Genomic DNA, 24,758 nt, shown 5'->3' with positions numbered 1-24,758 from the left:
GGTATTGACATGGATGTGAAGGCCAACCCGGAGTGAGCGGAGTCACATGCTGATCGGAGACCTGTCGCGGGCCTGCGGCGTGAGCCCGCGGCTGTTGCGCTACTACGAGGAACAGGGTCTGTTGCTGCCCGGCCGAGACGCCAAGGGCTACCGCGTCTACGGCGAGGACGCACAAGTGCGGGTCGCGCGCATTCGCGAATTGCTTTCGGCCGGAATGTCGACGGAGGACATCCGCGGTCTGCTGCCCTGTCTGTGGGATCCGACGCGGTGGGTGCTGCCCTGCGACGAGTCGCTCGACATCGTGGAACAGCGCTACGCCGAACTCGACGGCAAGATCGCCGAACTCGTGCGGCAGCGTGCTCTGCTCGGCGTCCAGCGCGATGCCATCCGTGACTGGCTCGCGCGAGAGTGACTCGCGGGCATTAGCGTATGCCGCATGCCATCATGGATGGGGAGTATGCGTTTCGGCGCCGCGCTCTTGGCGCTCGCGGCCGGATCGGTCATCGGATCGCCGACGGCCAGTGGTGATTTCGTGCCCGCGTCCTGTGCGCAGGGTTGGGGCGTGGAGACCGTCGTCGAGGGTGTCGGCAATCTGGAGAATCTCGACAGCGACGGTGCGGGCGGGTTCTACGTCACCGGCATCCTCGACGGATTCCTCGCCCACGTGGACGCCGCCGGTCGCTTCGAACCGCTGGTCACCGGGCTCGACCACCCGGCGGGCGTGCGCGTGGTCGGCCGCTCCGTGTACTTCCTGACCGGCGACGGCCTCGACGCCGCGCCGGGCACGTTGCGGCGCTACGACATCGACACCGGCGCGGTCGAGGTCCTGCTGACCGGCCTGAACGGACCGAACGGCCTGCTGGTCCTTCCCGACGGGGATCTGCTGTTCACGACCATCGGCATCAAGGCCCCGCCGACCGGCATCTCGCGCTACCGCCCGTCCACCGGCGAGTACACCAAGACCTGGTCGGCGCTGCCGCTGACCAACGGACTCGCGCTCGCCCCCGACGGTCGGTCCCTCTTCACCGACAGCCTGGAACTGAAGGTCTTCCGCATCCCGCTGGACGCGCCCAACAGCTGGAGCGCCGTCACCGGCATCCCGCAACTGCTCGCGCTGCCCGACGACATGGAGGCCACCCGCGACGGCCTGCTGTTCGTCGCCGATCACGCGCTGGGCGCCGTCTACCAGGTCGACACCGCCACCGGCGCGGCCTGCGCCATCATCACCGGACTGATCAAGCCCGGCCCCTTCCGTAACCCGCCGGACGGCGCGACCTCGGTGCGCATCGTGCGCGACGGCGACGGCTGGGCACTGTACGTCACGAGCATGGACGGCGCACTGCGCCGCCTGCGCCCACCGTCCGGTCTCGACCTCACACCCGCCGACGAACGGCGGCGCTAGCCGGAACCTGCGCCTGCGGCGTCCGCGCGCCAAGTAGGTTGGCGGGCATGGTGGATTCCCGAGCGCTCGAACCCCTCGAGATGGTTCCGGCGACCACGGCCGACGCCGCGCCGATCATCGCCATGCGCGATGGCTTGGCGCGCTGGATGGTGGACAACGGCATCGCGCAGTGGCTGCCCGGCGAGTATCCGGTCGCGATCCTCGCGCGCGAGGCGGCGCGCGGCGAATGGTACGTGCGACGCGAGCCGACCGGCGAGGTGCTGGCGGCCGTGCGGCTGATCTGGCATGACCCAGACTTTTGGGGACCCGACGAGATCGAAGCCGGGTACGTGCACGGACTGATGGTCGCGCCGGGCCACCGCGGCCGGAGGCTCGGCGCGCGCGCCCTCGCGTTCTGCGCCGAACGCACCTTGGCGCGCGGGCTCGACCGCCAGCGGCTGGACACCGCCGCGGACAATCGTGCGCTCCGGAAGTATTACGCCGCACAGGGTTTCACCGAGCTGCGGGAGACGACGCTGCCTCCGCAGTTCCACGGCACCGACCGCGTCGTTCTGATGGAGAAGCTGCTGGGCTGATCAGCGCGCGAAGCGGGACAGCACCGCCTCGTGCAGAAGTCCGTTCGTCGCGACGGCGTCGCCGCCGTGCGGTCCCGGCGTGCCGGACAGTGACGTGAAGACCCCGCCCGCCTCGCGGACCAGGATGTCGAGGGCGGCCAGATCCCACAGCGACACTTCGGGTTCGGTGGCGATGTCGACCGCGCCCTCGGCGAGCAGGCAGTAGCTGAAGAAATCGCCGTAGCCGCGCACCCGCCACACGTCGTCGGTGAGCGCGAGGAAGTCCTCGCGCATGCCGCGCTCGCGCCAGCCGGACAAGCTGGAGAAGGCCAGGCTCGCCGAGTCGAGCTCGGCGACGGCGGACACCGAGATCGGGTGCGGCGCACCGGGATGGAAAGTGGTCCAGGCGCCCGAACCCGCGGCCGCCCACCAGCGCCGCGCCAGCGCGGGCGCGCTCACCACGCCGACCACCGGCACCCCGTCCTCCAACAGCGCGATCAGGCTGGCCCAGATCGGCACGCCGCGCACGAAGTTCTTGGTGCCGTCGATCGGGTCGACCACCCACTGGCGTCCGGCGAATTCCGCGTCGCCGCCGAACTCCTCGCCGAGCACCGAGTCCGCAGGCCGCTCCTGCGTCAGCGTGTGGCGGATCGCCCGCTCCACCGCGAGGTCGGCGTCCGAGACCGGCGTCAGGTCCGGCTTGGCGTCCACCTTCAGGTCCAGCGCGCCGAACCGCGCCTTGGTGATCGAGTCGGCCGCGTCGGCCAGCCGCAACGCGAGTTCCAGGTCAGAGGAGTGAGCAGCCACGTCCGCAAACCCTAATGGACGCAGCCGGACGGAGTCCGTCGACAGCCCGCGCACGGCCGCAGCGAAGGCGGAGGCATGGGTAGTGGGCCGAGTGATCAAAAGCGGCTCAGGAGGCGACCGATGCCGTTCGTGCCGCGGCCAGCGCGCCTGCCCACCACCGCAACTGGCCGAGCATCGTCTGCGCCGCGGCGGCGGGCTCGTCCGGTTCGCGCAGCCGACCCGCTTCGTCGAAGAGCAGGTAGTAGCGCGGGAACGAGACGTACTCGCGGACCGTGTGCGCGTTCAGCTCGTTGAAGACCTGCCGCAGGTGCTCGATCGCGAGCAGCCCACCGCTGCCGCCGCTGTAGCCGACGAACCCGATCGCCTTGGCGTCCCACTGGGTGAAGTGCCAGTCGATGGCCGCCTTGAGCGCGGCCGGATAGCTGCGGTTGTAGTCGGGCGTGACGATGACGAACGCGTCGGCGGCGGCGAGCCGCGCGGTGAGGTCGTCCATGCCCGCGGGCCGAGGCGGGTTCGGCTCCATCGCGGGCGGGACCGCGGGCAGCGCGAGCGGCAGCTCCGCGTCGGCGAGGTCGATCACGTCGACCTCGAAGCCGCCGTGCCGAGCCGCCTGTTCGGCGAACCAGGCGGCCACCGTGGGACCGAACCGTCCCTCCCGGACACTGCCGATGATCACCGCGAGCCTGAGTGACGACATTGCTGTTCTCCTTGCGCATCGAGTGCGGCCGGTGCGACCGCCATGTCTCAATGTGCTGCGGCACGGACGATGCTGGAAGACCGCGCCGAGAGTGGTAGCGGCAGGGCCACCCTCGGGGCGACCCCCGCTTGTACTGTTCGAAGGGTGAGCGACAACGAGCTCGGCCTGTTCCTGCGCAGCAGACGCGAGGCGGTGAGTCCGGCTCGGGTCGGCCTGCCCGCCGGACCGCGCAGGCGCACCCCCGGACTTCGCCGCGCCGAGCTGGCCACCCTGGCCGGAGTCAGTGTCGAGTACATCACCCGGCTGGAGCAGGGACGCGATCGTCACCCCTCGCCGCCGGTGCTCTCCGCGCTGGCCGACGCGCTTCAGCTCGCGCCGAGCGAACGCATCCACCTGCACCGCCTGACCAAGGCCACCACCCCGGGGTTCACCTGCATGGGCGACGCGCAGCCGAACCGCCAGGTGCGGCCCACGGTGCGCGCCGTGCTCGATCATCTGGATCCGGCGGCCGCGGTCGTGGTCAATCGGCTCGGCGAGGTGCTCGCCTGCACCGACGGCTACCGCAGGCTGATGGGTCCGACGGGCCTGCTCGACGCCGACCCCTTCGCCAACCTCGCGCGTTTCGTCTTCGCCGACCAGCGCGCCCGCCAGATCTATCCGGACTGGGACTACGTGGCCGACCAGCAGGTCGCGACGCTGAAGCAGGGGCCCTTCCGCGCGGACCCCGCCATCGCGGCGCTCGCCGACGAACTCACCGTGGTCGCGGGCGACGAGTTCACCCGGCGGGTGGCCAGCGTCCCGAGCCTGCCCGCCGCCACCGGCGTCACCCGGCTCGCCCACCCGGCGGCCGGTCCACTGCGGCTCGCCTACGAGACCCTCGACCTGTTCGCCGACGACGACCAGCAGATAGTTGTCCATCTCCCCGCCGATGACGCCACCGCCGCGGCACTGGACACGCTGGCGGGTCGCCGCCCCGGACAGCTGCGCGCGGTCTCCGGTTGAGGTGTGCCGGGAAATCGCGGGCGCCCTTTTCGTGGTATCGACCGGGACCGGTAGCCTAGTAGACCGTGCATCCTGATGTTTCCGCTGATCTCGCCGAACTCGACGCCACGCTGAAGACGGTCGAGTCGGTCCTCGACATCGAGGAACTGCGCCGCCGCATCGATGAACTCGAGCACCAGGCGGCCGATCCCGACCTGTGGAACAACCAGGACCACGCCCAGCAGGTGACCAGCGAGTTGTCCCACGCGCAGGGCGAGCTGCGCCGGGTCGAGGAGCTGCGCCAGCGGCTCGACGACCTGCCGGTGCTCTACGAGCTCGCCGAGGGCGAGGAGGGCGAGGCCCGCACCCAGGCCCTCGCCGAGGCCGACGCCGAACGCGCCGCGCTGCACGGCGACGTGGAGGCGATGGAGGTCCGCACCCTGCTCTCCGGCGAGTACGACAAGCGCGAGGCGCTGGTCAACATCCGCTCCGGCGCCGGTGGCGACGACGCCGCCGACTGGGCCGAGATGCTGATGCGCATGTACATCCGCTGGGCGGACCGGCACAAGTACCCCGTCGAGGTGTACGACACCTCCTACGCCGAGGGTCAGGGCATCAAGAGCGCCACCTTCGCGGTGAAGACGCCGTACGCCTACGGCACCCTCTCGGTCGAGATGGGTACTCACCGCCTGGTGCGGATCAGCCCGTTCGACAACCAGGGCCGCCGCCAGACCTCGTTCGCCGAGGTCGAGGTGCTTCCTGTGGTCGAGACCACCGACCACATCGAGGTGCCCGAGACCGAGATCCGCGTCGACGTGTACCGCTCCTCGGGCCCCGGTGGTCAGAGCGTCAACACCACCGACTCCGCGGTGCGCATCACGCACATCCCGACCGGCATCGTCGTCACCTGCCAGAACGAGAAATCCCAACTCCAGAACAAGATCTCGGCCATGCGCGTGCTGCAGGCCAAGCTGCTGGAGCGCAAGCGGCAGGAGGAGCGCGCCGAGATGGACGCGCTGAAGACCAACGAGGGCGCGTCCTGGGGCAACCAGATGCGCTCCTACGTACTGCACCCCTACCAGATGGTCAAGGACCTGCGCACCGCGCACGAGGTGAACAACCCGACCGCGGTGCTGGACGGCGACATCGACGGTTTCATCGAGTCGGGTATCCGGTGGCGAATGCGGGAGCAGGCGAATTAATTTGCGCTGCGTGGCATTCCGGTGCGACGCGCGGCCTCGAACGGTGCTCCGTTGTAGCCTGTCTGGCGTGCGTGTCGCGGATGGTGTGAAACGGCAACAGGGATGGTCGCGGTGATCGCGGCGGCGTCCGCGGCGGATTCCACGGCGTGGCTGCGTTCCAGTGGCCTGGAGATCGTGCTGCTGATCCTCGGCGCGATGTTGTTCAGCCGGTTCGCCACCTTCGTGCGCGACCGGGTCACCAGCAAGATCGACGCCGGGTTCCGCAGCAGCGACGCGCTGGTGCGGACCGAGGCGGCCAAGCACCGGCACGCGCTGGCCCAGGTGCTCACCTGGGTGGTGCTGACCATCGTCTACGTGCTGGTCGGCATGGAGGTGTTGCAGCGGCTCGGCTTCCAGGTGACCGGTCTCGTCGCGCCCGCCGCGGTGCTCGGCGCCGCGCTCGGTTTCGGTGCGCAGCGCATCGTGCAGGACATTCTGGCCGGGTTCTTCCTGATCACAGAGCGGCAGTACGGATTCGGTGACGTAGTTCGCATCGCCGTGACTGGAGCCGCGGAGGTGGCCGAGGGTACGGTCGAGGACGTCACGCTGCGGATCACCACGCTGCGCAACGCCGACGGTGAGGTGATCACCGTGCCGAACGGTCAGATCGTGAAAGTGACCAATCTGTCGAAGGATTGGGCGCGCGCCGCGATCGACGTTCCGGTGGCGGCCAGCGCCGACATCACCCGGGTGAACGAGATATTGCACAAGGTAGGAGCCGAGGCGTTCCGCGACCGCAGGCTCGAGCCGCTGCTGCTCGACGAACCCACCGTGATGGGCGTGGACGACCTCGCAATGGACCAGGTGCGCATCCGAATGGTTGCCCGGACGTTGCCGGGTAAGCAGTTCGAGGTCGGACGCGAGCTCAGGGTTCGAGTGGCCGCGGCCTTGCGCCGGGAAGGTATCAGTGAAACCACGTAAATCGACCGCGGTCCTCGGGGCCGCGTGGATCGCGACATTCGTGTTGTACCTGTTCGTCAAGCCTGATCAACCGGCTGCGACCGGGATCACTCAGGTCGTGAACGCCGTACCGGCGGTGGGGAATACGGAGCAGGCCGGGCAGTAGCCGCTGCTCGGGGCTGGATGGTAGCTGCGCGTAGCCGGTGGATGCGCGGGTTTAGCTGGTTACACTGGCTCCCCGTGATCACCATGCGGAACGTCACCAAGTCGTACAAGACGTCGACGCGACCCGCGCTGGACAACATCACGGTCGATGTGAACAAGGGCGAGTTCGTCTTCATCATCGGACCGTCCGGTTCAGGCAAGTCGACTTTCATGCGTCTGCTCCTCAAGGAGGAATCGCCGAACGCGGGAGAGATCCGCGTCGCGGACTTCCGAGTCGATCGGCTCCCCGGACGCAAAGTGCCGAAGCTGCGCCAGCGCATCGGCTGCGTGTTCCAGGACTTCCGGCTCTTGCAGCAGAAGACGGTCCACGAGAACGTCGCGTTCGCGCTGGAGGTGATCGGCAAGCGTCGCCAGTTCATCGACCGCACGGTGCCCGAGGTGCTGGACATGGTCGGCCTCGGCGGCAAGAGCGACCGGCTGCCCAGCGAGTTGTCCGGCGGTGAGCAGCAGCGAGTCGCCATCGCGCGCGCGTTCGTGAACCGGCCGCTGGTACTGCTGGCCGACGAGCCGACGGGCAACCTGGACCCCGATACCAGCGGCGACATCATGATGCTGCTCGAGCGCATCAACCGCATCGGGACCACGGTGGTCATGGCCACCCACGACAACCACATCGTCGACTCGATGCGCAGGCGGGTGGTCGAGCTCGACCGCGGCCGCCTGGTGCGCGACGACGCGATCGGCGTGTACGGAGTGGATCGATAATGCGCGCGAGTTTTCTCTTCAGCGAGGTCGTCACCGGTCTGCGCCGGAATGTGACGATGACCGTCGCGATGATCCTGACCACCGCGGTGTCGCTGGCCATGCTCGGCGGCGGCCTGCTCTCGGTGCGGATGGCCGACAAGACCGAGCAGTACTTCACCGGCCGCCTCGAGGTGCGCTTCTACCTCGACGAGGACATCTCAGCGAACGACCCGGACTGCGCCACCGATCCGTGCCGCTCGCTGCTGGCCGACATGAAGAACACCTCGGGCGTGGTCAGCGTGCAGTACCTCAATCGGGCCGCCGCGCTGGAGGAGGCGAAGAAGCTTTTCGCCGACCAGCCGGAGATGGTGCAGTACATCTCGGAGACTCCGCTGCCCGCCTCCATGCGGGTCAAGATGACCGACGGCGACCAGTACGAGCGGATCTACGACAACTACCACGCCCGCGAAGGCGTGCGCACCGTCGCCAACGACCGCGAGTTCGTCGACCGGCTGCTGCGGCTGTTCGACGGCCTGCGTAACGCGGCCTTCGGCCTCGCCGTGGTGATGGCACTCGCGGCGCTGCTGCTGATCGCGAACATGATGCAGATCGCCGCGTTCACCAGGCGCACCGAGGTCGGGATCATGCGGTTGGTCGGCGCGACCCGCTGGTACACGCAGTTGCCGTTCCTGCTCGAGGCCGTTGTCGCGGCCGTCGCGGGTTCGGTTCTGGCGATCTTCGGGCTGCTCATCGCCCGTCCGCTGGTCATCGACCGGGCGCTCGGGCCGCTGTTCGACAGCAATGTGTTCCCGCGGATCACCGGGGACGACATCGCCACGGTCGCGCTGACGATTCTGCCCGTCGGCATTCTGGTCGCGGCCGTGGCGGCCTACGCCACGCTGCGGTATTACGTGCGCGAATAGGCCGATGTTCAGCGGGCGGGCGGTGTGCGCGAGCGGGCCGCCGCGCCCGGTGAAATCGGTTCATCCCCATGTGGAGAAGTCGGCCATTACGGCGGGATTCGTCGTGCAGCGGCGGCGCGGTGGTCGGGGGTCGCTCGTAGGATGGGCGGCGTGAATCCCCCCGAAGCCCTCCCCGTCGACGTGACCGGTCCAGGCGCTCCCGCGAGCGCCGAAAGCGCTGCGGTGCAAGAGGATCTACGGTCGCGGGAGGTGCTGGGCCGGGTCTTCGGATACGACAGTTTCCGCGGCGACCAAGCCGAGATCGTCGAGCACGTGATCGCGGGCGGCGACGCGCTGGTGCTGATGCCTACCGGTGGCGGTAAGTCGCTGTGCTACCAGGTGCCCGCGCTGGTGCGGCCCGGCGTCGGCGTGGTGGTCTCGCCGCTCATCGCGCTGATGCAGGACCAGGTGGACGCGCTCAGTGCGCTCGGCGTGCGCGCGGGTTTCCTCAACTCGACGCAGTTCCCCGACGAGCGGCGGACGGTGGAGGCGCAGTTCCTCGCGGGCGAACTCGACCTGCTGTATCTGGCGCCGGAGCGGTTGCGACTGGAATCGACCGCGCAGTTGCTCGATCGCGGCAAGGTCGCGCTGTTCGCCATCGACGAGGCGCATTGCGTGTCACAGTGGGGCCACGACTTCCGGCCCGACTACCTGGGCCTGTCGATGTTGCACGAGCGCTGGCCCGACGTGCCGCGCATCGCGCTGACCGCGACCGCGACCGAGAAGACCCGCGACGAGATCATCGAGCGCCTCGATCTCGGCGGTGCGCGACGGTTCGTCGCCAGCTTCGACCGGCCCAACATTCAGTACCGCATCGAGCCGAAGAACCGACCGGAACGACAGCTGCTGGAGTTCATCCGTGCCGAACACGCCGGTGATGCGGGCATCGTCTACTGCCTGTCGCGCAATTCGGTGGAGAAGACGGCGGCCTTCCTCAACGAGAACGGCATCGGCGCGGTGCCGTATCACGCGGGGCTGGACCACCGCACCCGCGCGGTGAACCAGGCGCGGTTCCTGCGCGAGGACGGGTTGGTCGTGGTCGCCACCATCGCCTTCGGCATGGGCATCGACAAACCCGACGTGCGCTTCGTCGCCCATCTCGATCTGCCGAAGTCGGTCGAGGGTTACTACCAGGAGACCGGTCGTGCCGGACGCGACGGTCAGCCGTCGACCGCGTGGATGGTCTACGGACTCAACGACGTGGTGCAGCAGCGCAGACTGATCGACTCCTCCGAGGGCGACGCCGCGCACCGCCGCCAGCTGCAGCTGCACCTGGACGCCATGCTGGCCCTGTGCGAGACCGTGGCCTGCCGTCGCACGCAGCTGCTCGCGTACTTCGGGCAGAGCGGTCAGTCGTGCGGCAACTGCGACACCTGCCTCACCCCGCCGGAAGCCTGGGACGGCACGGTCGCCGCGCAGAAGCTGCTGTCCACCGTCCTGCGCCTGAAGCGTGAGCGCGGTCAGAGCTTCGGCGCGGGTCATCTGGTCGACATCCTGCTCGGCAAGAAGAACCCCAAGGTGCTCCAGTACGACCACCACGAGCTCACGGTCTTCGGCATAGGCACCGATCTGCGCGACACCGAATGGCGCGGCGTCATCCGGCAGCTGCTCGCGCAGGGGCTGCTCGCGGTGCACGGCGACTACGGCGTGCTGACCCTGACCGAGGCCAGCCAAGAGGTGCTGTTCGACGGACGTCAGGTGCGGCTGCGCCGCGAGCCGGAGCGTGTCGTCAAACCGGCGCGGTCCGCCAAGTCCAGCAAGGCGGCCGCGGCCGCCGAACTCGCCGCCTCCGATGTGCCGTTGTTCGAGAAGCTGCGCGAATGGCGCGGCGCCACTGCCAAGGAGCAGGGTGTGCCCGCCTACGTCGTCTTCCACGACGCGACGTTGCGCGAGATCGCCAGCCGCAAGCCCGCGAGCCTGGCGCAGCTGGGCGCGATCGGCGGTATCGGCGAGAACAAGCTCGCCAAGTACGGCGAACAGGTGCTCGAGGTGCTCGCCGCCGAGTAACCGGCTCCGCACACGCCGGTGGACGAACTGTGAAATGTTGACCCCTCAAATCGACGGGTCCGCTGCCATGCGCCAGGATGGGCGGGGATATGGGCGTCGCGGAGGTCGGTGTGAGTGGTGGGCAGGAGATCAGTCGTCGGGAACTGCTGGCGGGTGCCGCCGCGGTCGCGGCCGGAGCGTCACTGGTTGGGCTGACGCCCGCCCAAGCGGTTCCGATCGCGGCGGGCGTCACCAAGTTCGGGCTCCCAGCCCAGCGCTCTGTGCGCGTGCTCGTCACCGGCGACGCGGGCACCGGCACGCGCACGCAGTGGGCGGTCGCCGACGCCGCGCGGGCCTTCCACGCCCGCGAGCCGTTCTCGCTGGCGGTCGGCCTCGGCGACAACATCTACGACAGCGGTCCGAAAAGCGGCGACGACGCGCAGTTCGCGAGCAAGTTCGAGCACCCGAATACCGGACTGGATTTCCCGTGGGCGATGGTGCTCGGCAACCACGACACGAGCTCGGTCATCGGCGGTGACGGCGGCTGGCTGCTGCGCGGCAACCACGAGGTCGAATATCACGCCAACTCGTCGCGCTGGTGGATGCCGAGCCGCTACTACTCCGTCCGGGTGCCCGAAGAGCGGCCCGTGGTCGAGTTCTTCGTGCTCGACCTCAACCCGCTGGCCGCCTACCTACCCCCGCTGTTCGCGCCCTACTGGGCGGTCGACGGCGAGTTCATGAACGCGCAGCGCGCCTGGCTGGACCGAGCGATCGCCGAATCGCCCGCGCGCTGGAAGATCGCGTGCACGCACCACCCGTACCTGAACAACGGCCCGCACGGCGACGCGGGCAACTACGAGGGCCTGTCCATCGAACCGGTCAACGGCGTGCACGTGAAGCGGTTCTTCGAGGACCACGTGGTGGGCAAGTGCCATTTCATCCTCTCCGGCCACGATCACTCGCTCCAGGTGCTCGAACCCACCGCGGCGGCCAAGGGCACCCGCCAGCTGGTGTCGGGCGCGGCCGCGAAAACCGTTGGCGCCGAGCCACGGGTGACACCGGGCGGCACCGGGACGCCCGCGCTGTACGAGAGCTATCACCAGCTGGGCTTCATGGTCATGGATCTGACTCCGAGCGCGGTCGATCTGCGGGTTGTCGCCGTGGACCCGGGGACCGGCGCGGGCACCGAGGTGTTCGGCCGCCGGCTAGCCTGACGGGCGCCGCGAGTCTCGGGCCGAGCGAAGCGGAACCACGCCGTGAGCGGCCGAACGCACATCACCGAATCACAACACCCCGCCGGGTTGCGCCGGTAACTTCCCGCCGCGGCGGTTACCGTGCAGGCATGGCACCCGGTGATGGCCCGCCCGAAGGCGGTCCCGAAACGTCCGGCGGATCGCCGCCGCCCGACACCCCCGCACTAGCGCCGCACCGCCCGACGGACGACGCGGTGGAGTCGGTGTGGCTCGGACGTCGGCGCACCCCCGTCCACCTCGGCCGCCCGCGTCTGTCCACCTTGCTCATGCTTACCGCGTTCGTCGCGGTCCTCGTGGTCTACATCGCGCTGCGACCCGGCGGCTGAGGCTCCGACCGGCACTGGCCGGAGCGCGGAATAAAACGGTTGCCGCGTCACTTAGAGTTGACCGTTATGAAGGAAAAGGGGCGCAAGGTCATCGCGACCAACCGCCGGGCGCGGCACAACTACACGATCCTCGACGTCTACGAGGCGGGGATCGCGCTGGTCGGTACCGAGGTCAAGAGCCTGCGTGAGGGCAAGGCCTCGCTGGTGGACGCCTTCGCCACGGTCGACAACGGCGAGGTGTGGCTGCGCGGGCTGCACATTCCGGAGTTCAGCCACGGCACCTGGACCAACCACGCGCCGCGCCGCGTGCGCAAGCTGCTGCTGCACAAGCGCGAGATCGAGCGCCTGGTCGGCAAGTCGCGCGAGGGTAATCAGACGCTGGTGCCGCTGTCGATGTACTTCTCGGACGGCAAGGTGAAGGTCGAGCTCGCGCTGGCCAGAGGTAAGCAGGATTACGACAAGCGCCAGGATCTGGCGCGGCGGACCGCCGAACGTGAGGTCACCCGTGAGCTGGGCCGCCGGGTGAAGGGTATGCGCTGAAGCCTCGGCCGATGGTGACGAAGAACCCCTGGCGTGATCGAAGGATCGCGCCAGGGGTTCTTCGGGTTCACGTCACAACCGCGCGCACGGTCCGTGCAGCGTCACGCGTTGCAGCGTCGGCCCGCGGAAGTCGGGCACGAGCGTGCGCGACCCCAGCGGTGCGTTCGCGTCGGGCACACCGATGACCGCCTGCTGTGCGGTGAGGTCCGGTTGCGCTGAGCCGTAGTTGTGCACGGCCGCCATGCCCTCCGAGTCCACCGACAGTCCCTCCAACGCGCCGCGCACACCCGCGCGGGTCAGGTCGCCCGCCGCCTCGGCGCTGCTGAGCACCGCCTTCATCGGGTACGAGACCGCCCAGCCGAGGTTGTAGCCCCAGTTGGTCGGCGGCTGCAAGGCGGCGGCGCGGGCGTGCTGAGCGCCGACGCTGCGGCCGTCCCAGCCGTCGTAGGGCGAGGTGTAGTTGTACAGCGAGGTGATCGCCGCCGCGGCGGGCGTCTTCAGCAGGGCGCCGTTCCAGGTCGGGGTGGAACCGAGGAAACGGCCGTCGTAGCCGCCCGCGACCAGCTTGCCGATGATCTCGGCGGTTTCGGTGGGACCGGTGGCCAGCAGCACGACGTCCGGCGGGTTGGCCAGGATCTCGGCGACCGGTCCGTCCTGATTGCCGACCTCGGCGTTCGGACCGGTGTCGATGCGCGCGTTGACGATCGCGTTGTTCTCCGAAGCCCAGCGCAGCGCGCCGCTGGCGTAGTCGCCGCCGTAGTTGCCTCGGAAGGCGACGACCGCGATCGTGCGTGGCCTGGACTGGAACTGGGCGAACCAGTCCAGGCCCATGATCGCTTCGGTGCAGTACGAATACCCGGTGTCCAGCACCAGGTTTCGATCGGTATCGCGATACTGCCAGCCCGACCAGAGGGTGCCCGCGCCGGTCAGCAGATCGACGGTGTCCATCTCCGGTAGCACCGAAAGCGTCTGCGCCGTACCGAAACTCATCGCCAACGCGAGGACGTTCGGTTCGATCTCGTGGAACTTCTCGCGGTGCAGGCCAGGGTCGTAGGCGGTGTCCCTGGCGTAGGTCGTGATGTCGACCTCGTAATTGCCGATGCCACCCGCCTTGTTGACCTCCCGCCAGAAGGCCAGCTGGCCGTCGTTGAGCGCCTTGCCGAGCGGTGAGAACGGCCCGGCGTCCAGGTCGGACAGCACGCCGAGGTAGATACAGCCCTTGCTCTTGTCCACCGCCTGCGGGCACGGCGCGCTGGTGACGCCCTGTCCCGTCTCGGTCGACGCCGACGAACAGGCCGCCAGTGCGAAACCCATGGCGATCGCGGCCGCGGCGGCGCGGAACAGCCTGCGGCGGCGGCGGATTGGTCCCAAAGTTCTCTTCCTTCGATACAGACGAACGTATTGCCCGGTGGCCCGCAGGTTCACAGCCGGACGCACGGCCCGTGCATGGGCAGTTGCGGCAGGGTCGGTCCGCGGTAATCGGTGGCCACCGTGCGCGAGCCTAGCGGCGCGGACGGATCCGGGGCGCCGATCGAGGCACGCTGGGCCGCGTAATCCGGTGCGCCCGCATTGTAGGTGTGTGGCGCGGCCATGCCCTCGAAATCGACCGTCAGCGCGTCCTGCGACCCGCGCACGCCCGCCCGGTTCAGCGGGCCCTGTTCGGCCGCCTTCGTGAGCAGCGCCCGCATCGTGTAGGAGCTGGCCCAACCCAGGCTGTAGCCCCAGTTCGTCGGCTCCTGCGGCGCGGCGGCGCGAGCCCGGCGGGCGCCCGTGCTGCGCCCGTCCCAGCCGTCGACCGGCGAGGTGTAGTTGTAGAGGGCCGAAAGCGCTGGTCCGGCTGGAGTTTTCAGCAGCGCGCCGTTCCAGGTGGGCGACGAGCCGAGGAAGCGGCCCTGGTACCCGCCCGCGACGAGTTTGCCGATGATCTCGGCGGTTTCGGCAGGGCCGGTGGCCAGCATCACGAGATTCGGCGGGTTGGCGAGGATTTCGGCGACCGGACGGTCCTGGTTGCCGACCTCGGTGTTGGGCCCGGTGTCGACGCGCGAGGTGACGATCACGTTGTTGTGCGCCGCCCAGCGCAGCGCGCCGTTGGCGTAGTCGCCGCCGTAGTTGCCGCGGAACGCGACGACGGCCACGTTCGCCGGGCGGTACTGGTGCTCGGTGAACCAGTCCAGACCCATGATCGCCTCGGTGCAGTACGAGTAGCCGCTGTCCAGCACCAGATCCCGGTCCGCTTCGCGATACTCCCAGCCCGACCACAGCGTGCCCGCCGAGGTCACGATGTCCGCCGCGTCCATCTCCGGCAGCACCGCGAGGGTCTGGGCGGTGCCGAGGCTCATCGCCAGCGCGAGCACGTTCGGCTCGATCTCGCGGAACTCCTCGACATGCCGATGCGGATCGTAGGCGGTGTCCCTGGCGTAGGTCGAGATGTCGACCTCGTAGCCGCCGATTCCACCCGCCTTGTTGACCTCGGTCCAAAACGCCGTCTGCCCGTCCTGCATCGCCCTGCCGAGCATGGCGAAAGGTCCGCCGCCGAGATCGGAGAGGACGCCGAGGTAGATACAGCCCTTGTCCCTGTCGATCGCGTTCGGGCACGGCGCGCTGGTGACGCCGGGGCCGGTGGTCTCACTCGGCGTCGAACACGCCGCGGCCAAGGCGAGTCCGATGATCATCGGCACCGCCGCGGCGTGGAACAGGCGACGAGGTCGCCTGCTGGTGTTGCCCATTATTGCTCCCTGTTCCGACCGCCGGTCGATCCAATTCCGGTACGGCCGAACAGGAACAGTACCGGGCAGTGGGGCGGTGAGATGGTGGTTTCGGCTTGCACGCGAGACTGTCCTGGTGTGTGCTCGGATCTGATCGATATGATCCGAAACACGCACAAACAATCGGGATGATCCTGCGTTGGGCGAGTGTTAGCATTACTAGCCCGCAAGGTGCGGGCACGTACGGGGCTGAACGGTTTCGACTGCGTACGTTGATTCAGGGGAAGCGTGTCGGTGCAGGCAAGAGACCACCGTAAGCGTCGTTGCAACCAATTAAGCGCCGATTCTCATCAGCGCGAGTACGCTCTCGCTGCCTAAGCGAAGCGTCTCTGTCGGCCCGGGATATGCCCTCGGTCCCGGTGCCGGCATCAGCTAGAGGGCTCACCGTCCGACTCGGTCGCGGAGCCGGACGGGACATCGAACAGCGACTGGGATCGTCATCTCGGCTTGTTCGCGTGACCGAGAGATCCGAGCAGAGACACAGCGAACTGCACACGGAGAAGTCCTGAAGACACGGCGGAGGACCCGGGTTCGATTCCCGGCAGCTCCACCCTCGAAGGCGAGTGCTCGTGAAGAGCACTCGCCTTTTTTGCGGGTTCCGCGTGTTTTGTGGGGGCGAAGCCCCCCGCACTACCCGGAGGGCTTCGCCCCCGGACCCCGAATCCACGGCTTGCCTCCCCAATGTTGCGCCCCCACCTCACCCCTCGCTCGACCGCCCCAACGCCGCGGCCACGGATCGGTGCCTGCCCAACACATGCCATGCCCCAAGTCCCATCTCGAGAGTGTTGTCGCCGCTCTCGCGGTTGTCGACGAGCGGCGCGGCGGTTACCGCGAGGGTGCGCACGAGGCCCTGGGGGATTGGACCTACGATCGGGCAGCTACTTCCCGGATTGGCTGCTCGAGCACCGCAGGGCGCTGAACGGGCGCTGACCTCACGGCGGCCAGGCGTTTCGCGCCAGGCCTGGGGACCAAGTGCCCTTACGTTCGCTGTCGCCGACGCGGTGGTGGCTGCCGAAAGTGGCCGACCGATTCTCGGCAGTGGTCACCATCAATCGACGCGCACCTCCGATCCATAGCCACCATCCTGGAATCGGTCCAAGCCGGCTTGGGTGCGGAGTTCCCATCGGAGCTCGGGATTGCCGACATAGAACCGGAGTAGGTGGTACACCCTGGTTGGGTCGGTGGCCAGGAACGTGTGGGGGAGGTCGATGATTCGGGATCCGATTTCGGGTCCTCGGGGGACGATATCGATGACGTTGGTTCGGGTGGACCGTACCTTGTCGCAACGGGATTCGATCGCCGAGATATCCTCCCAGGCAATTCCTATCGATGATTTTCCGTACCTGATCGTCACCTGGCCGGGAGTCAATTCGATACCGGCGGTGGAACGACTTCCAGCCAGAACCGAATTTCGCCGAACTGGTAGTACCAACGCATCACCACCGGCGGTAGTCCGAATCTCCGCGGCCACCGGCGCTTTTCGCGGAGCCTGCGACCATGCCGCCAGCAGGAAGGCGGCGCCCAGAGCGCCGGGAAGTAAAATGCTCAGAATCCCCTCCCACACCGAGTCTTCTCCGGCCAGAACAGCCCAGATCACCCCGAGCATGGCCTGAAGAAAGAGTAATCCCATCGCGAACGGCAATACCGCATGTCGGTACGACCCGAACGCCTTTCGCTCCCATCCCGCAGGTAGCGGCAAATCGGACGTGCTCAGATAGGCGCCCATTGCAGTTCTCCGTATCGCCGGGCCTTCTGCTCCAAGTCTGTCGTGTACTGCGCCAGATCCTCTGCGGCACGGCTCGGATCAAAGCCAACCATCGGCACCTCCCACTCCCCAACCAACTGTCAGTCCGATCGAACCCTTTCAACGAAACCCGCACAGCGCAAATCACAGAGCGATCCTTCGGTTTCGTCTGCCGGTATAGACGCGCCGCAGATCCGTTCGGTTCCATCGGGTTTCCACGAGGCTCAGCAAAGGAGTGGGTTGGAGAGCGCTACGAGGGAAGGGAGTTCGATCGAGACGCCGTGTTGTTCGGCGGGGCCGCTACCCACGACATCGGGAAGGTTGTGTACTCGCACGAGTTGAGTGGGCCTGGTTCCGAGCATGAAATGGCCAGGTACGAGCTTCTTCTGGGGCGTGGGTTCGGGGAGCGTTCGGCTCTGTTCGCGCGGACACATGCGTCGTGGAGCGATCCCGGCGTGACGTTCGAGGATCTGCTGGTCAGTTTGGCTGACAAGGTGTGGAAGGGGCGGCGGGTCGTCGAGCTCGAGCAGTTGGTAGTGGGTTGTCTCGAGCGGGTGGGTTCGGGGGAGCCGTGGAAGATCTTCTGGAGTGGGACAACGAGCTCGATCGGATCACGTCGACCGCTGAGTGGCGGCTGAGGTTTCAGTCTTCGTATCCGGTTCGCGGATAACGGCGACACCATCTCCTGGAGATATCTGTGGCTTCCCTACCCAATGCTATGACTCCGATCCCGGCACAGGGTGAGTAGTCCTTCGCGGACGAGGCGGCGTATCAGCACTACACGCCCTTGGCTGTCGATTTTGCCCGGTAGCTGATTCGCTGCGCATTCTCCGGATTCGAGGAGATGGCGTAGTTCTGTTGCGGCGGAGGACGGGATGAACAGGATCTTCCCGCCGAAGCCGAGCTGAATTCGTTCCGCGTCGACGCTTATCTCGTAGTCGACTTCGGGGCGCCGCTGCACCGGTGTGGTCTCGTCGATTCGAGACTCGGACTCGATGTCGATCAGTCGACCGGAGAGCGCGGGAAGCTGGGCGAGTCGGATCGAGCTTGCCGCGTCGTCGACGAGCGCCGCCGCGTCGATCCCATGGGTCAACTCGCTGAGAAGATCCCGAAACGCTGTGGTCGCATGCTTCCGCACCGAGTCGTTCGCGGCGAACCCCAAAGGGAGGGCCGCTCGGAACCGGACGTCCTGATCGATGCGTTCCTCCACGGCGGCCCGGATGAGGGTGGCCCACGTGGGCGGGTGTGCTCCGACCGTCAAATGCAGCGAGGTCGCGTCGGCGCTCACCGCATGGTGTGGAAATCCGCGTGGGATGTACAGCAGATCGCCGGGGCGCAGTTCCTGCTCGAAAAGCGGCTCGCCGGAAACATCGGGAGGCCTGCGCGATTCCCGCAGCGGGAGTTCTACTTCGGTATCGAACACGCTCCACCGTTTGACACCGGAGATCTGGAGCACGAAGACATCGTGGGTGTCGCAGTGGGTCGCGAAGCCTTGTGCGGATGGCGGCGTCAGATACGCGTTGACCTGAAATCGTGCGGACATCTGCTGTCCGAGGCACCGGCACAAAGCTGCCAGCGCCGGGAACGCACGTTCGAGCGCGTTCAGCAGAATCGTGGCGCCGGCGTGATGCAGGGCGAACACTGTTTCGATCGCTTCGTGATCGGAGGTGGCGCCGAGTCCGATGCGATCGAAAGTGAGACCACGACCGTCGCTGATGACGTTGATCATCCGTTGGTGCAGTGCGGGCGTGGACAGGATCTGGTCGACGTCCGTCAGTGAGAACAGGCCGTCGTATACCTCGGTGCCCCGGTCGGTGACGACGAGGGGCCGTTGTTCCCAGTATTCGCGCGCGAAGACTTCGGTGTCGCTCGGAGACAGCAGATCGTTCAGGTCCACGGTGACCCCCGTAGGTGAATGACGCGACGTCGAACGGGCCTATCGCCCGCTCAAGGGTTGTTCCAGATGTCCCCGCCGCCGGGGCGGCCTACGTCCTGGCTGCCGTCCGTCGGCAGCGGCTGCGGGAGCGGCAAATCAGGTCGTTCGTCAGCGAAGTCCCACCGATCCTCGGGGTTTTGAATGATCAGCGTTGTGCCACCTTGGATCCGCGAATATCGGCGAAGTTCGGACGCGAGGTACGTGACCTCGATGTCGTCCTCGGTGATCGTGTGGTGATGTGTTGGCACCCGATCGGAATCATCATCGCTGGTCACGTTCGGGGACGTGTCATCGCGGTCCGGCGAGCGGTCGTCTTCGCCCATGGCGTCCTCCCTGCGTGTCTCGACTTGCTGTTCGGACCGAAGTGAGTGCCACGTCAGCGTAGCGCCATCGCCGATCTTGCCGTGGGCAATTGTGACGTCCGTGTCGGAAGGCTCGTGCGCGAGCAGGGTGCGAGGTACAGGCCTGTCGTCTTTTCCCGGGGACGTTCGGGGGATACGGTGGCGCTCGTCAATCCTGATGGTTAGGGGAAATTCATGACACTGTCGCGTCGACGGTTCTTGGTTGCGTCGGCGGTCGGTGGGGCTGGGGCGGTAGTTGGGGCGCCGGTGGCTGGGGCTGCCGAATTGCGGGTGGTGGGGGCGGGGGATCCGGAGTATTTGCCGTTGGCGCTGCGCGGGTACAACAAGCGTTTCGTGGCGCGGCCGGAGCGGATCTATGTGCCGGCTTCGGCCGAGCAGGTGCGGGATGCGGTGGGGCGGGCGGTCGCGGCGGGGTCGCGGTTGGCGGTGCGATCGGGCGGGCACTGCTTCGAGGATTTCGTGGACTCGGCGCAGACGCGGTCGATCATCGATCTCGGGCGAATGAACGAGGTGCGCTGGGATGAGACGCACCGGGCGTTCTCAGTGGACGCCGGTGCGGAACTCGGTTCGGTGTACGAGGTGTTGAATCGGAGCTGGGGCGTGACGATTCCGGCGGGGATCTGCCTGGGCGTCGGCACGGGCGGGCACATGAGCGGTGGTGGGTACGGGCCGCTGTCGCGACGGCTCGGGCTGGTCGCCGACTTTCTGTACGGGGTCGAGGTCGTCACCGTCGGCGCCGATGGGGCGGCCAGGGTGGTGCTGGCGACCAAAGATGGTCCGGATGCGGACCTTTGGTGGGCGCACACCGGCGGCGGCGGCGGCAATTTCGGTGTGGTGACGCGGTATCTGTTGCGTGCGCCGCTCTCCGATGGGGCCGATCCGGTGACGGCGCTGCCGAAATCGCCTGGTGCGATGTTGAATTCGCGGGTGGTGCTGCCGCTGATGAGCGAGACAGCGTTCGTTCGGCTGCTGGGGAACTATCTGTCGTTCTTCGAGCGCAACAATGCGCCGGGCAATCGGTTCGCGGGGCTGTACGCGCCGTTGAGTTTCCGGACGGTAGGCACAGGGTTCGCGCAATTGCTGGTCTTGTTGGATGCAGATTCGCCAGACGCCCGAGCGCAATTCGACGAGTTCCTCGGTGCGGTGCTCGACGGAGTGGACGCCATTCCGGTCGTACAGCCGGTCGCGCAGTTGTCGTATCCCGACACGGTGCGGCAGGTGTATTACCCGAAAGGTCTGTCGACGCCACGCGTCAAGGTGAAAGCGGCTTACCTGCGGCGCGCGTACTCCGAGGATCAGCTGCGGGTGTTCTACCGGTACCTGACGGATCTCGCTGTGCTCGGCGAGACAGAGGTGGAGTTCCTGCCCTTCGGCGGGGCCGTCAATGCCGTCGCGTCCGATGCGACGGCGATTCCAGCGCGAAACGCGTTCGCCCAGATGCTGATTCACGCCGCGTGGCGACTACCCGAGGGTGACGAGCAACATCTGCGGTGGGCGCGTGAACTCTTCCGCGAGGTATACCAGGCGACCGGGGGCGTACCGGTTCCCAACGCGGACAACGGTGGAAGTTACGTCAACTACCCGGACCCCGATCTGGCGGACCCGCGCTGGAACACCTCCGGTGTGCCGTGGCACCGCTTCTACTACGGCGACAACTACCCGAAGTTGTTGCGTATCAAGCAGACCTGGGATCCACGCGGGGTCTTCCAGCACGCACTGTCGATCGGTCGACCGGACTGGTGACAGCGGCGAACTCGGACGCTCGGCGAAACGCCTGCGCCCTGCTCTAGACGCTCGGCCTCCAACCGACCCTCAGGTAAGCGCGATCACCCGACACGGCCCCCCAGTCCCACCCGAATGCTTCGGCGCTCCGACAACCACCGTCGCACCCGAAGCAGGCGCCGCGCCGAGATTCGCCAGCATCTCCACCCCGTAGCGCCCCGCACCGAGAATCGCGGTGTGCGCGCCGTGATCTCGGCTGAGCGCGTGGTCCAGGCTCAGCGTGTCCACCCCGACTCCGACGACCCCGCAGCGCTCCACCAGGTACGCCGCGGCGTCGGGCGCGATGCCCGGTGCGTGCGGCACACCATGGGCATCGAGATTGAGGAAGGCGGCGGCATCGTGGATGAGGCGCTCCCAACCGGAATACATTGCGACGAAGGCCTGTTCGGGGATGCGGCCGTGTACGGACTGCCAGTTCTCGATGTCGTCGATGGTGAGTGCCGCGTCGGCGTCGCGCTCGGCCCGCGCGCTGATGTCGATAACCACCAGTGGCGCAACGAGATCCGTGACCGCCAATGCGTCGGTGGTCGCACCGCCCGGCACGCGATGGGCGGGCGCGTCCAGGTGGGTGCCCGAGTGCTCCCAGAAGGCGAGCGCGTTCTGGCCGAATCCGCCGAGCGCGTGCCCGGCGACGGGCACCATCGTGAACGGCGGACTGCCGGGCCAGGTCGGCAGTCGCGAACTCAGGGTGTGGGTGAGGTCGAGGACGCCGCGGGAGGGCGGGATCGCGCGCGGGCGGCGCGGTGGCGGCGAGGGCGGTGAGCCCCGCGGCGGCGAAGAGCGCGCGGCGGCTGGGCCGGGCGGCGTTCTCGTGGGCGAGTTGGACGATTCGCGGCGCGCACATGTCAGCGGTTCCGGATCTGCTGCATGGTGTACCTGAACTCTCGGCGAGCGGCGGCGCTCGCTAACGCGCGTGCTGGGCGGTGCCCTTGGACCGCCGACATCCGACGACCCAGACCGAAGATAACCGGTCCCACCCTCGACAGCTGGCGAACGTCCCTGCCACTGGGCAGAATCGCGCCAATGATCGCCGACCGCCGTACCCGCGCCGTCGCGTCGCTGCGCGGGCTCACCGTCGGCGACGCGTTCGGCGGCTGCTTCTTCGTCCCCGACAACCTGCCCGCGCTGCGTGCGCGCGAATTGCCGCCGGATCCGTGGTGGTGGACCGACGACACCGAGATGGCCTGCTCGATCGTCGCCGTCCTCGAGCGCCACGGCCGCGTCGACCAGGACGTGCTCGCCGCGTCCTTCGCCGAACACCACGATTTCGACCGCGGCTACGGCCCGAGCGCCAACCGCATGTTGCGCCTCATCCGGCAGGAGGGCGGCGACTGGCGCGAGCTGGCGACCGCCTCGTTCGGCGGGACGGGCTCATGGGGCAACGGCGCGGCCATGCGGGTCGCTCCGCTGGGCGCCTACTTCGCCGATGACTTGGACCGGCTGATCGACGACGCGGCCGCCTCGGCCGAGATCACGCACGCCCATCCCGAGGGTGTCGCGGGCGCGATCGCCGTGGCGCTCGCCGCGGCAAGCACACATTTGCGCGGCGCTGATCTACTCGACGCGGTCGCCGCGCGCATACCGCCGGGCGCGGTCGGCGACGGAATCAGCGTCGCGCGCGACTTGCTCGACGCCGATCCCGCCGAGGCCGCCCGCGCGCTAGGCAACGGCCGCGAGGTCTCGGCTCCCGACACGGTGCCGTTCTGCCTGTGGATCGCCGCACGCTTCGACGACTTCGCCGAGGCGTGCTGGGCCACCGCGGGCGCGGGCGGTGACGTGGACACGACGTGCGCGATCGTCGGCGGCATCCTCGGCGCGCGCGGCGCGACGATCCCGGACGAATGGCTGCGGCGATGCGAGGAACTGCCGGACTGGTCGGGCGTCACGCTCGGCGGGTCCGCGCCGCGCCGAGGATAGTTATCGACTGGCAATTCACCGGGCAGCGCCGATCCCGCGCCACCCGTCGAACACCGGCGCGCAGGTCGGTATAGTCGCCGCGGATGAGTAGTTCCGCCGCCTGTGATGTGCCGATGTCGTCGACCCGCCGGTTCGGGCGTGTGGTCTGGCTTGTGCCTGCGCTGCTCGTCGCGTTCACCGCGCTGTGTCTGACGCAGCCGCTCTGGCCGTTCAAGGAGATCACCGGCGGCTTCATCGACCTGCAGGTCTACCGTCTGGGCGTCGAAACGCTGCGCGACGGCGGCGACATGTACGGGCAACTCCCGCAGACGACGATCGGCATCGGACTGCCCTTCATCTATCCGCCGTTCGCCGCCTTGGTGCTCGCGCCGTTCGCGCTGCTGCCCTGGGACATCGCGGCCTTCGCCTTCTTCGTCACCTCGGTCGCCGCGCTGACCGTGACGCTGTACCTGGTCGCGCGGCGGGTCTGGCCCGGTGAGAATGCGCGGCGGCTCGCGCTGTTCGCCACCGCCTGCGCGGCGCCGATGGCCATGCTGCTGGAACCGACCCGGGCGACGCTGGATTTCGGCCAGGTCAACCTGCTGCTGATGGCGCTGGTCGCGGCCGATTGCCTGACCGAGAAACCGAAGTGGCGGCGCGGCATGCTGATCGGCATCGCCGCGGCGATCAAGCTGACCCCTGCCGCATTCGTCCTGTTCTTCCTGGTTCGCCGCGACTACAAGTCGGCGATCACCGCCGCCGTCACCGGCGCCGCGGCGACCGCGCTCAGCTTCCTCGTGCTGCCGAGCACCTCGGTGAAGTACTGGTTCGGTGGCCTCGGCAACGTGGACGGTCTGAGCGGCTCGGCGTTCCACACCAACCAGTCGATCCAGGCGGTGCTCGCCCGGTTGCGGGTGCCCGAGCCCGCTTTCACCATCGTCTGGCTGGTGGTCGGCGCGGCCCTGCTCGCGTTGGTCGTGCTCGCGATGCGGCGCGCGGCCGACGCTCCCGCGCTCGCGCTGGCCATCAACGCGGTCTTCACCCTGCTGGTCTCGCCGATTTCGTGGTCGCACCACTGGATCTGGATCGCGCCCGCGCTGTTCGCCGTGATCGGCTCCGCGATCCGGCTGCCGTGGCGGCGTGCGCTGGGCTGGTACGCGGTCGCCGCCGCCGTCGGTGCGGTGTTCGTCTACGGGCCGCAGAACTGGCTACCCAACGGCGAACAGCGCGAGTCGCTCTGGACGCCATGGCAGCACGTGATCGGCAATACCTACGTGTGGCTGAGTGTGCTGCTGGTGTTGTTGTTCCTGGCGACGTCCAGGCGCAAGGCGGTGGCGGTCCCACCGGCGCGAGTCCGGCAGGAAGTGTTCCAGCCGGTCTCGTAGTCGGTTCGCATAGGCCGATCATCGGCATCGCGCACCAAAGCCGCCGACCCGACGACGCTGCCCGCCCGCTCGGCGACGACGAGCACCCGGTCGGAAACCCATTGCCGCCAGCGCTGATCGGGCCAGGCGACCGCCTCTTCGAGGGTGGAGCCGAACGTGCCGGGCGGCGAGCCCGCCAGCGCGGCCAATCGGATCTCGCGCCCGATGTGCCAGTGCTCGACGGAGACGGTGCGGATGGTGATCATCGGCGATCTCCGGAGCGGTGTTGGCGCGAACCGAGTTTGGCGCTGCCTACCGCCCGGTGTAGAGGAGCCGGGCGGGGCAGCCGCG

The 24,758-nt window shown here is 68.0% G+C and carries 24 protein-coding genes and 1 other RNA gene; 16 read left to right on the top strand and 9 right to left on the bottom strand.

Annotated elements, in window-relative coordinates:
* The first annotated feature begins 46 nt into the window (after positions 1 to 46).
* From AB0H49_RS33485 to AB0H49_RS33475, 3 genes are read left to right on the top strand one after another with little or no spacing between them, the layout of a single operon-like run.
* Positions 47 to 412 (top strand): MerR family transcriptional regulator, encoded by a 366-nt coding sequence (locus tag AB0H49_RS33485; RefSeq protein WP_357256914.1) that lies wholly within the window; start codon positions 47 to 49, stop codon positions 410 to 412.
* A gap of 24 nt (positions 413 to 436) precedes the next feature.
* The gene (locus AB0H49_RS33480; protein WP_357256912.1) at positions 437 to 1,402 is read left to right on the top strand and encodes an SMP-30/gluconolactonase/LRE family protein; all 966 of its coding nucleotides are present in this window, start codon (positions 437 to 439) and stop codon (positions 1,400 to 1,402) included.
* 47 nt (positions 1,403 to 1,449) lie between these two features.
* The gene (locus AB0H49_RS33475) at positions 1,450 to 1,977 is read left to right on the top strand and encodes a GNAT family N-acetyltransferase (protein WP_355003844.1); all 528 of its coding nucleotides are present in this window, start codon (positions 1,450 to 1,452) and stop codon (positions 1,975 to 1,977) included.
* Here the strand turns inward: AB0H49_RS33475 and hisN are convergent, their stop codons facing one another.
* Positions 1,978 to 2,763 (bottom strand): histidinol-phosphatase, encoded by a 786-nt coding sequence (gene hisN / locus AB0H49_RS33470; protein ID WP_355003843.1) that lies wholly within the window; start codon positions 2,761 to 2,763, stop codon positions 1,978 to 1,980.
* Between the two features lie 106 nt (positions 2,764 to 2,869).
* Positions 2,870 to 3,460: an NAD(P)H-dependent oxidoreductase gene (locus AB0H49_RS33465; protein WP_357256910.1), complete on the bottom strand. Its 591-nt coding sequence runs from the start codon at positions 3,458 to 3,460 to the stop codon at positions 2,870 to 2,872.
* A gap of 144 nt (positions 3,461 to 3,604) precedes the next feature.
* Here AB0H49_RS33465 and AB0H49_RS33460 point away from each other — a divergent pair, with 144 nt between their 5' ends.
* The 9 genes from AB0H49_RS33460 (at position 3,605) to smpB (ending at position 12,558) form a co-directional block, all read left to right on the top strand.
* On the top strand, positions 3,605 to 4,462 hold the full coding sequence (locus AB0H49_RS33460) for a helix-turn-helix transcriptional regulator (protein ID WP_355003841.1): 858 nt from the start codon (positions 3,605 to 3,607) through the stop codon (positions 4,460 to 4,462).
* 65 nt (positions 4,463 to 4,527) lie between these two features.
* Positions 4,528 to 5,643 carry a peptide chain release factor 2 gene (gene prfB, locus AB0H49_RS33455; protein ID WP_355003840.1) on the top strand — a complete coding sequence of 372 codons (1,116 nt, stop codon included), beginning with the start codon at positions 4,528 to 4,530 and terminating at the stop codon, positions 5,641 to 5,643.
* A 102-nt stretch (positions 5,644 to 5,745) separates the two neighbouring features.
* Positions 5,746 to 6,603, top strand: a complete 858-nt coding sequence (locus tag AB0H49_RS33450; protein WP_355003839.1) for a mechanosensitive ion channel family protein — start codon at positions 5,746 to 5,748, stop codon at positions 6,601 to 6,603.
* Between the two features lie 219 nt (positions 6,604 to 6,822).
* The gene (gene ftsE, locus AB0H49_RS33445) at positions 6,823 to 7,512 is read left to right on the top strand and encodes a cell division ATP-binding protein FtsE (protein WP_355003838.1); all 690 of its coding nucleotides are present in this window, start codon (positions 6,823 to 6,825) and stop codon (positions 7,510 to 7,512) included.
* A complete protein-coding gene (ftsX, locus tag AB0H49_RS33440; protein WP_355003837.1) occupies positions 7,512 to 8,414 on the top strand; it encodes a permease-like cell division protein FtsX in 903 nt (300 codons plus the stop codon). Before ftsE ends, ftsX begins: the two co-directional genes overlap by 1 nt.
* 222 nt (positions 8,415 to 8,636) lie before the next feature.
* Positions 8,637 to 10,460, top strand: a complete 1,824-nt coding sequence (recQ, locus tag AB0H49_RS33435; RefSeq protein WP_357256929.1) for a DNA helicase RecQ — start codon at positions 8,637 to 8,639, stop codon at positions 10,458 to 10,460.
* 110 nt (positions 10,461 to 10,570) lie between these two features.
* Positions 10,571 to 11,653, top strand: coding sequence for a metallophosphoesterase (locus AB0H49_RS33430; RefSeq protein WP_357256906.1), 1,083 nt, complete (start codon positions 10,571 to 10,573; stop codon positions 11,651 to 11,653).
* 128 nt (positions 11,654 to 11,781) lie between these two features.
* Complete coding sequence (locus AB0H49_RS33425) at positions 11,782 to 12,018, top strand: hypothetical protein (RefSeq protein ID WP_355003835.1); 237 nt, start codon at positions 11,782 to 11,784, stop codon at positions 12,016 to 12,018.
* Positions 12,019 to 12,084: 66 nt separating this feature from the next.
* The gene (gene smpB, locus AB0H49_RS33420) at positions 12,085 to 12,558 is read left to right on the top strand and encodes an SsrA-binding protein SmpB (RefSeq protein ID WP_043729939.1); all 474 of its coding nucleotides are present in this window, start codon (positions 12,085 to 12,087) and stop codon (positions 12,556 to 12,558) included.
* 72 nt (positions 12,559 to 12,630) lie between these two features.
* On the opposite strand, the gene AB0H49_RS33415 is transcribed toward smpB, so the two are convergent.
* Together AB0H49_RS33415 and AB0H49_RS33410 are read right to left on the bottom strand one after the other, a co-directional pair.
* A complete protein-coding gene (locus tag AB0H49_RS33415) occupies positions 12,631 to 13,929 on the bottom strand; it encodes an ABC transporter substrate-binding protein (protein WP_355003834.1) in 1,299 nt (432 codons plus the stop codon).
* A gap of 50 nt (positions 13,930 to 13,979) precedes the next feature.
* Positions 13,980 to 15,284, bottom strand: a complete 1,305-nt coding sequence (locus AB0H49_RS33410) for an ABC transporter substrate-binding protein (protein ID WP_357256903.1) — start codon at positions 15,282 to 15,284, stop codon at positions 13,980 to 13,982.
* Positions 15,285 to 15,508: 224 nt separating this feature from the next.
* On the opposite strand from AB0H49_RS33410, the gene ssrA reads away from it, so the two are divergent.
* Positions 15,509 to 15,876, top strand: a transfer-messenger RNA (tmRNA) gene (gene ssrA / locus AB0H49_RS33405).
* Positions 15,877 to 16,371: 495 nt separating this feature from the next.
* Here the strand turns inward: ssrA and AB0H49_RS33400 are convergent.
* From AB0H49_RS33400 to AB0H49_RS33390, 3 genes are all read right to left on the bottom strand, one after another.
* Positions 16,372 to 17,049, bottom strand: coding sequence for a hypothetical protein (locus AB0H49_RS33400; protein WP_357256901.1), 678 nt, complete (start codon positions 17,047 to 17,049; stop codon positions 16,372 to 16,374).
* Between the two features lie 724 nt (positions 17,050 to 17,773).
* Positions 17,774 to 18,610, bottom strand: coding sequence for a cupin domain-containing protein (locus AB0H49_RS33395; RefSeq protein ID WP_357256927.1), 837 nt, complete (start codon positions 18,608 to 18,610; stop codon positions 17,774 to 17,776).
* Between the two features lie 404 nt (positions 18,611 to 19,014).
* Positions 19,015 to 19,326: a hypothetical protein gene (locus AB0H49_RS33390; RefSeq protein ID WP_357256899.1), complete on the bottom strand. Its 312-nt coding sequence runs from the start codon at positions 19,324 to 19,326 to the stop codon at positions 19,015 to 19,017.
* 213 nt (positions 19,327 to 19,539) lie between these two features.
* Between AB0H49_RS33390 and AB0H49_RS33385 the strand changes: the two genes are divergently transcribed.
* A complete protein-coding gene (locus AB0H49_RS33385) occupies positions 19,540 to 21,108 on the top strand; it encodes an FAD-binding protein (RefSeq protein ID WP_357256897.1) in 1,569 nt (522 codons plus the stop codon).
* Between the two features lie 69 nt (positions 21,109 to 21,177).
* Here AB0H49_RS33385 and AB0H49_RS33380 read toward each other — a convergent pair whose 3' ends face one another.
* Complete coding sequence (locus AB0H49_RS33380) at positions 21,178 to 21,789, bottom strand: cyclase family protein (RefSeq protein ID WP_357256895.1); 612 nt, start codon at positions 21,787 to 21,789, stop codon at positions 21,178 to 21,180.
* Between the two features lie 381 nt (positions 21,790 to 22,170).
* Here AB0H49_RS33380 and AB0H49_RS33375 point away from each other — a divergent pair, with 381 nt between their 5' ends.
* Together AB0H49_RS33375 and AB0H49_RS33370 are read left to right on the top strand one after the other, a co-directional pair.
* Positions 22,171 to 23,064: an ADP-ribosylglycohydrolase family protein gene (locus AB0H49_RS33375; protein WP_357256893.1), complete on the top strand. Its 894-nt coding sequence runs from the start codon at positions 22,171 to 22,173 to the stop codon at positions 23,062 to 23,064.
* Between the two features lie 83 nt (positions 23,065 to 23,147).
* Positions 23,148 to 24,428, top strand: coding sequence for a glycosyltransferase 87 family protein (locus AB0H49_RS33370; RefSeq protein WP_357256891.1), 1,281 nt, complete (start codon positions 23,148 to 23,150; stop codon positions 24,426 to 24,428).
* Here AB0H49_RS33370 and AB0H49_RS33365 read toward each other — a convergent pair.
* Positions 24,314 to 24,673 (bottom strand): hypothetical protein, encoded by a 360-nt coding sequence (locus tag AB0H49_RS33365; RefSeq protein ID WP_357256889.1) that lies wholly within the window; start codon positions 24,671 to 24,673, stop codon positions 24,314 to 24,316. The genes AB0H49_RS33370 and AB0H49_RS33365 overlap by 115 nt on opposite strands.
* Between the last annotated feature and the right edge of the window lie 85 nt (positions 24,674 to 24,758).

The sequence above is a fragment of the Nocardia sp. NPDC050713 genome, from assembly GCF_040654315.1.
GTDB lineage: Bacteria > Actinomycetota > Actinomycetes > Mycobacteriales > Mycobacteriaceae > Nocardia.
The sequence above is the reverse complement of the archived record's forward strand: the minus strand, read 5'-3'. Positions and strand labels throughout refer to the sequence as shown.

Coding starts and splice junctions, on each gene's coding strand:
- AB0H49_RS33485 (WP_357256914.1), top strand. CDS start 47: ATGCTGATCGGAGACCTGTCGCGGGCCTGCGGCGTGAGCCCGCGGCTG.
- AB0H49_RS33480 (WP_357256912.1), top strand. CDS start 437: ATGCCATCATGGATGGGGAGTATGCGTTTCGGCGCCGCGCTCTTGGCG.
- AB0H49_RS33475 (WP_355003844.1), top strand. CDS start 1,450: ATGGTGGATTCCCGAGCGCTCGAACCCCTCGAGATGGTTCCGGCGACC.
- AB0H49_RS33465 (WP_357256910.1), bottom strand. CDS start 3,460: ATGTCGTCACTCAGGCTCGCGGTGATCATCGGCAGTGTCCGGGAGGGA.
- AB0H49_RS33450 (WP_355003839.1), top strand. CDS start 5,746: ATGGTCGCGGTGATCGCGGCGGCGTCCGCGGCGGATTCCACGGCGTGG.
- ftsX (WP_355003837.1), top strand. CDS start 7,512: ATGCGCGCGAGTTTTCTCTTCAGCGAGGTCGTCACCGGTCTGCGCCGG.
- AB0H49_RS33425 (WP_355003835.1), top strand. CDS start 11,782: ATGGCACCCGGTGATGGCCCGCCCGAAGGCGGTCCCGAAACGTCCGGC.
- smpB (WP_043729939.1), top strand. CDS start 12,085: ATGAAGGAAAAGGGGCGCAAGGTCATCGCGACCAACCGCCGGGCGCGG.
- AB0H49_RS33410 (WP_357256903.1), bottom strand. CDS start 15,284: ATGGGCAACACCAGCAGGCGACCTCGTCGCCTGTTCCACGCCGCGGCG.
- AB0H49_RS33400 (WP_357256901.1), bottom strand. CDS start 17,049: ATGGGCGCCTATCTGAGCACGTCCGATTTGCCGCTACCTGCGGGATGG.
- AB0H49_RS33395 (WP_357256927.1), bottom strand. CDS start 18,610: ATGTCCGCACGATTTCAGGTCAACGCGTATCTGACGCCGCCATCCGCA.
- AB0H49_RS33390 (WP_357256899.1), bottom strand. CDS start 19,326: ATGGGCGAAGACGACCGCTCGCCGGACCGCGATGACACGTCCCCGAAC.
- AB0H49_RS33385 (WP_357256897.1), top strand. CDS start 19,540: ATGACACTGTCGCGTCGACGGTTCTTGGTTGCGTCGGCGGTCGGTGGG.
- AB0H49_RS33380 (WP_357256895.1), bottom strand. CDS start 21,789: ATGGTGCCCGTCGCCGGGCACGCGCTCGGCGGATTCGGCCAGAACGCG.
- AB0H49_RS33375 (WP_357256893.1), top strand. CDS start 22,171: ATGATCGCCGACCGCCGTACCCGCGCCGTCGCGTCGCTGCGCGGGCTC.
- AB0H49_RS33370 (WP_357256891.1), top strand. CDS start 23,148: ATGAGTAGTTCCGCCGCCTGTGATGTGCCGATGTCGTCGACCCGCCGG.
- AB0H49_RS33365 (WP_357256889.1), bottom strand. CDS start 24,673: ATGATCACCATCCGCACCGTCTCCGTCGAGCACTGGCACATCGGGCGC.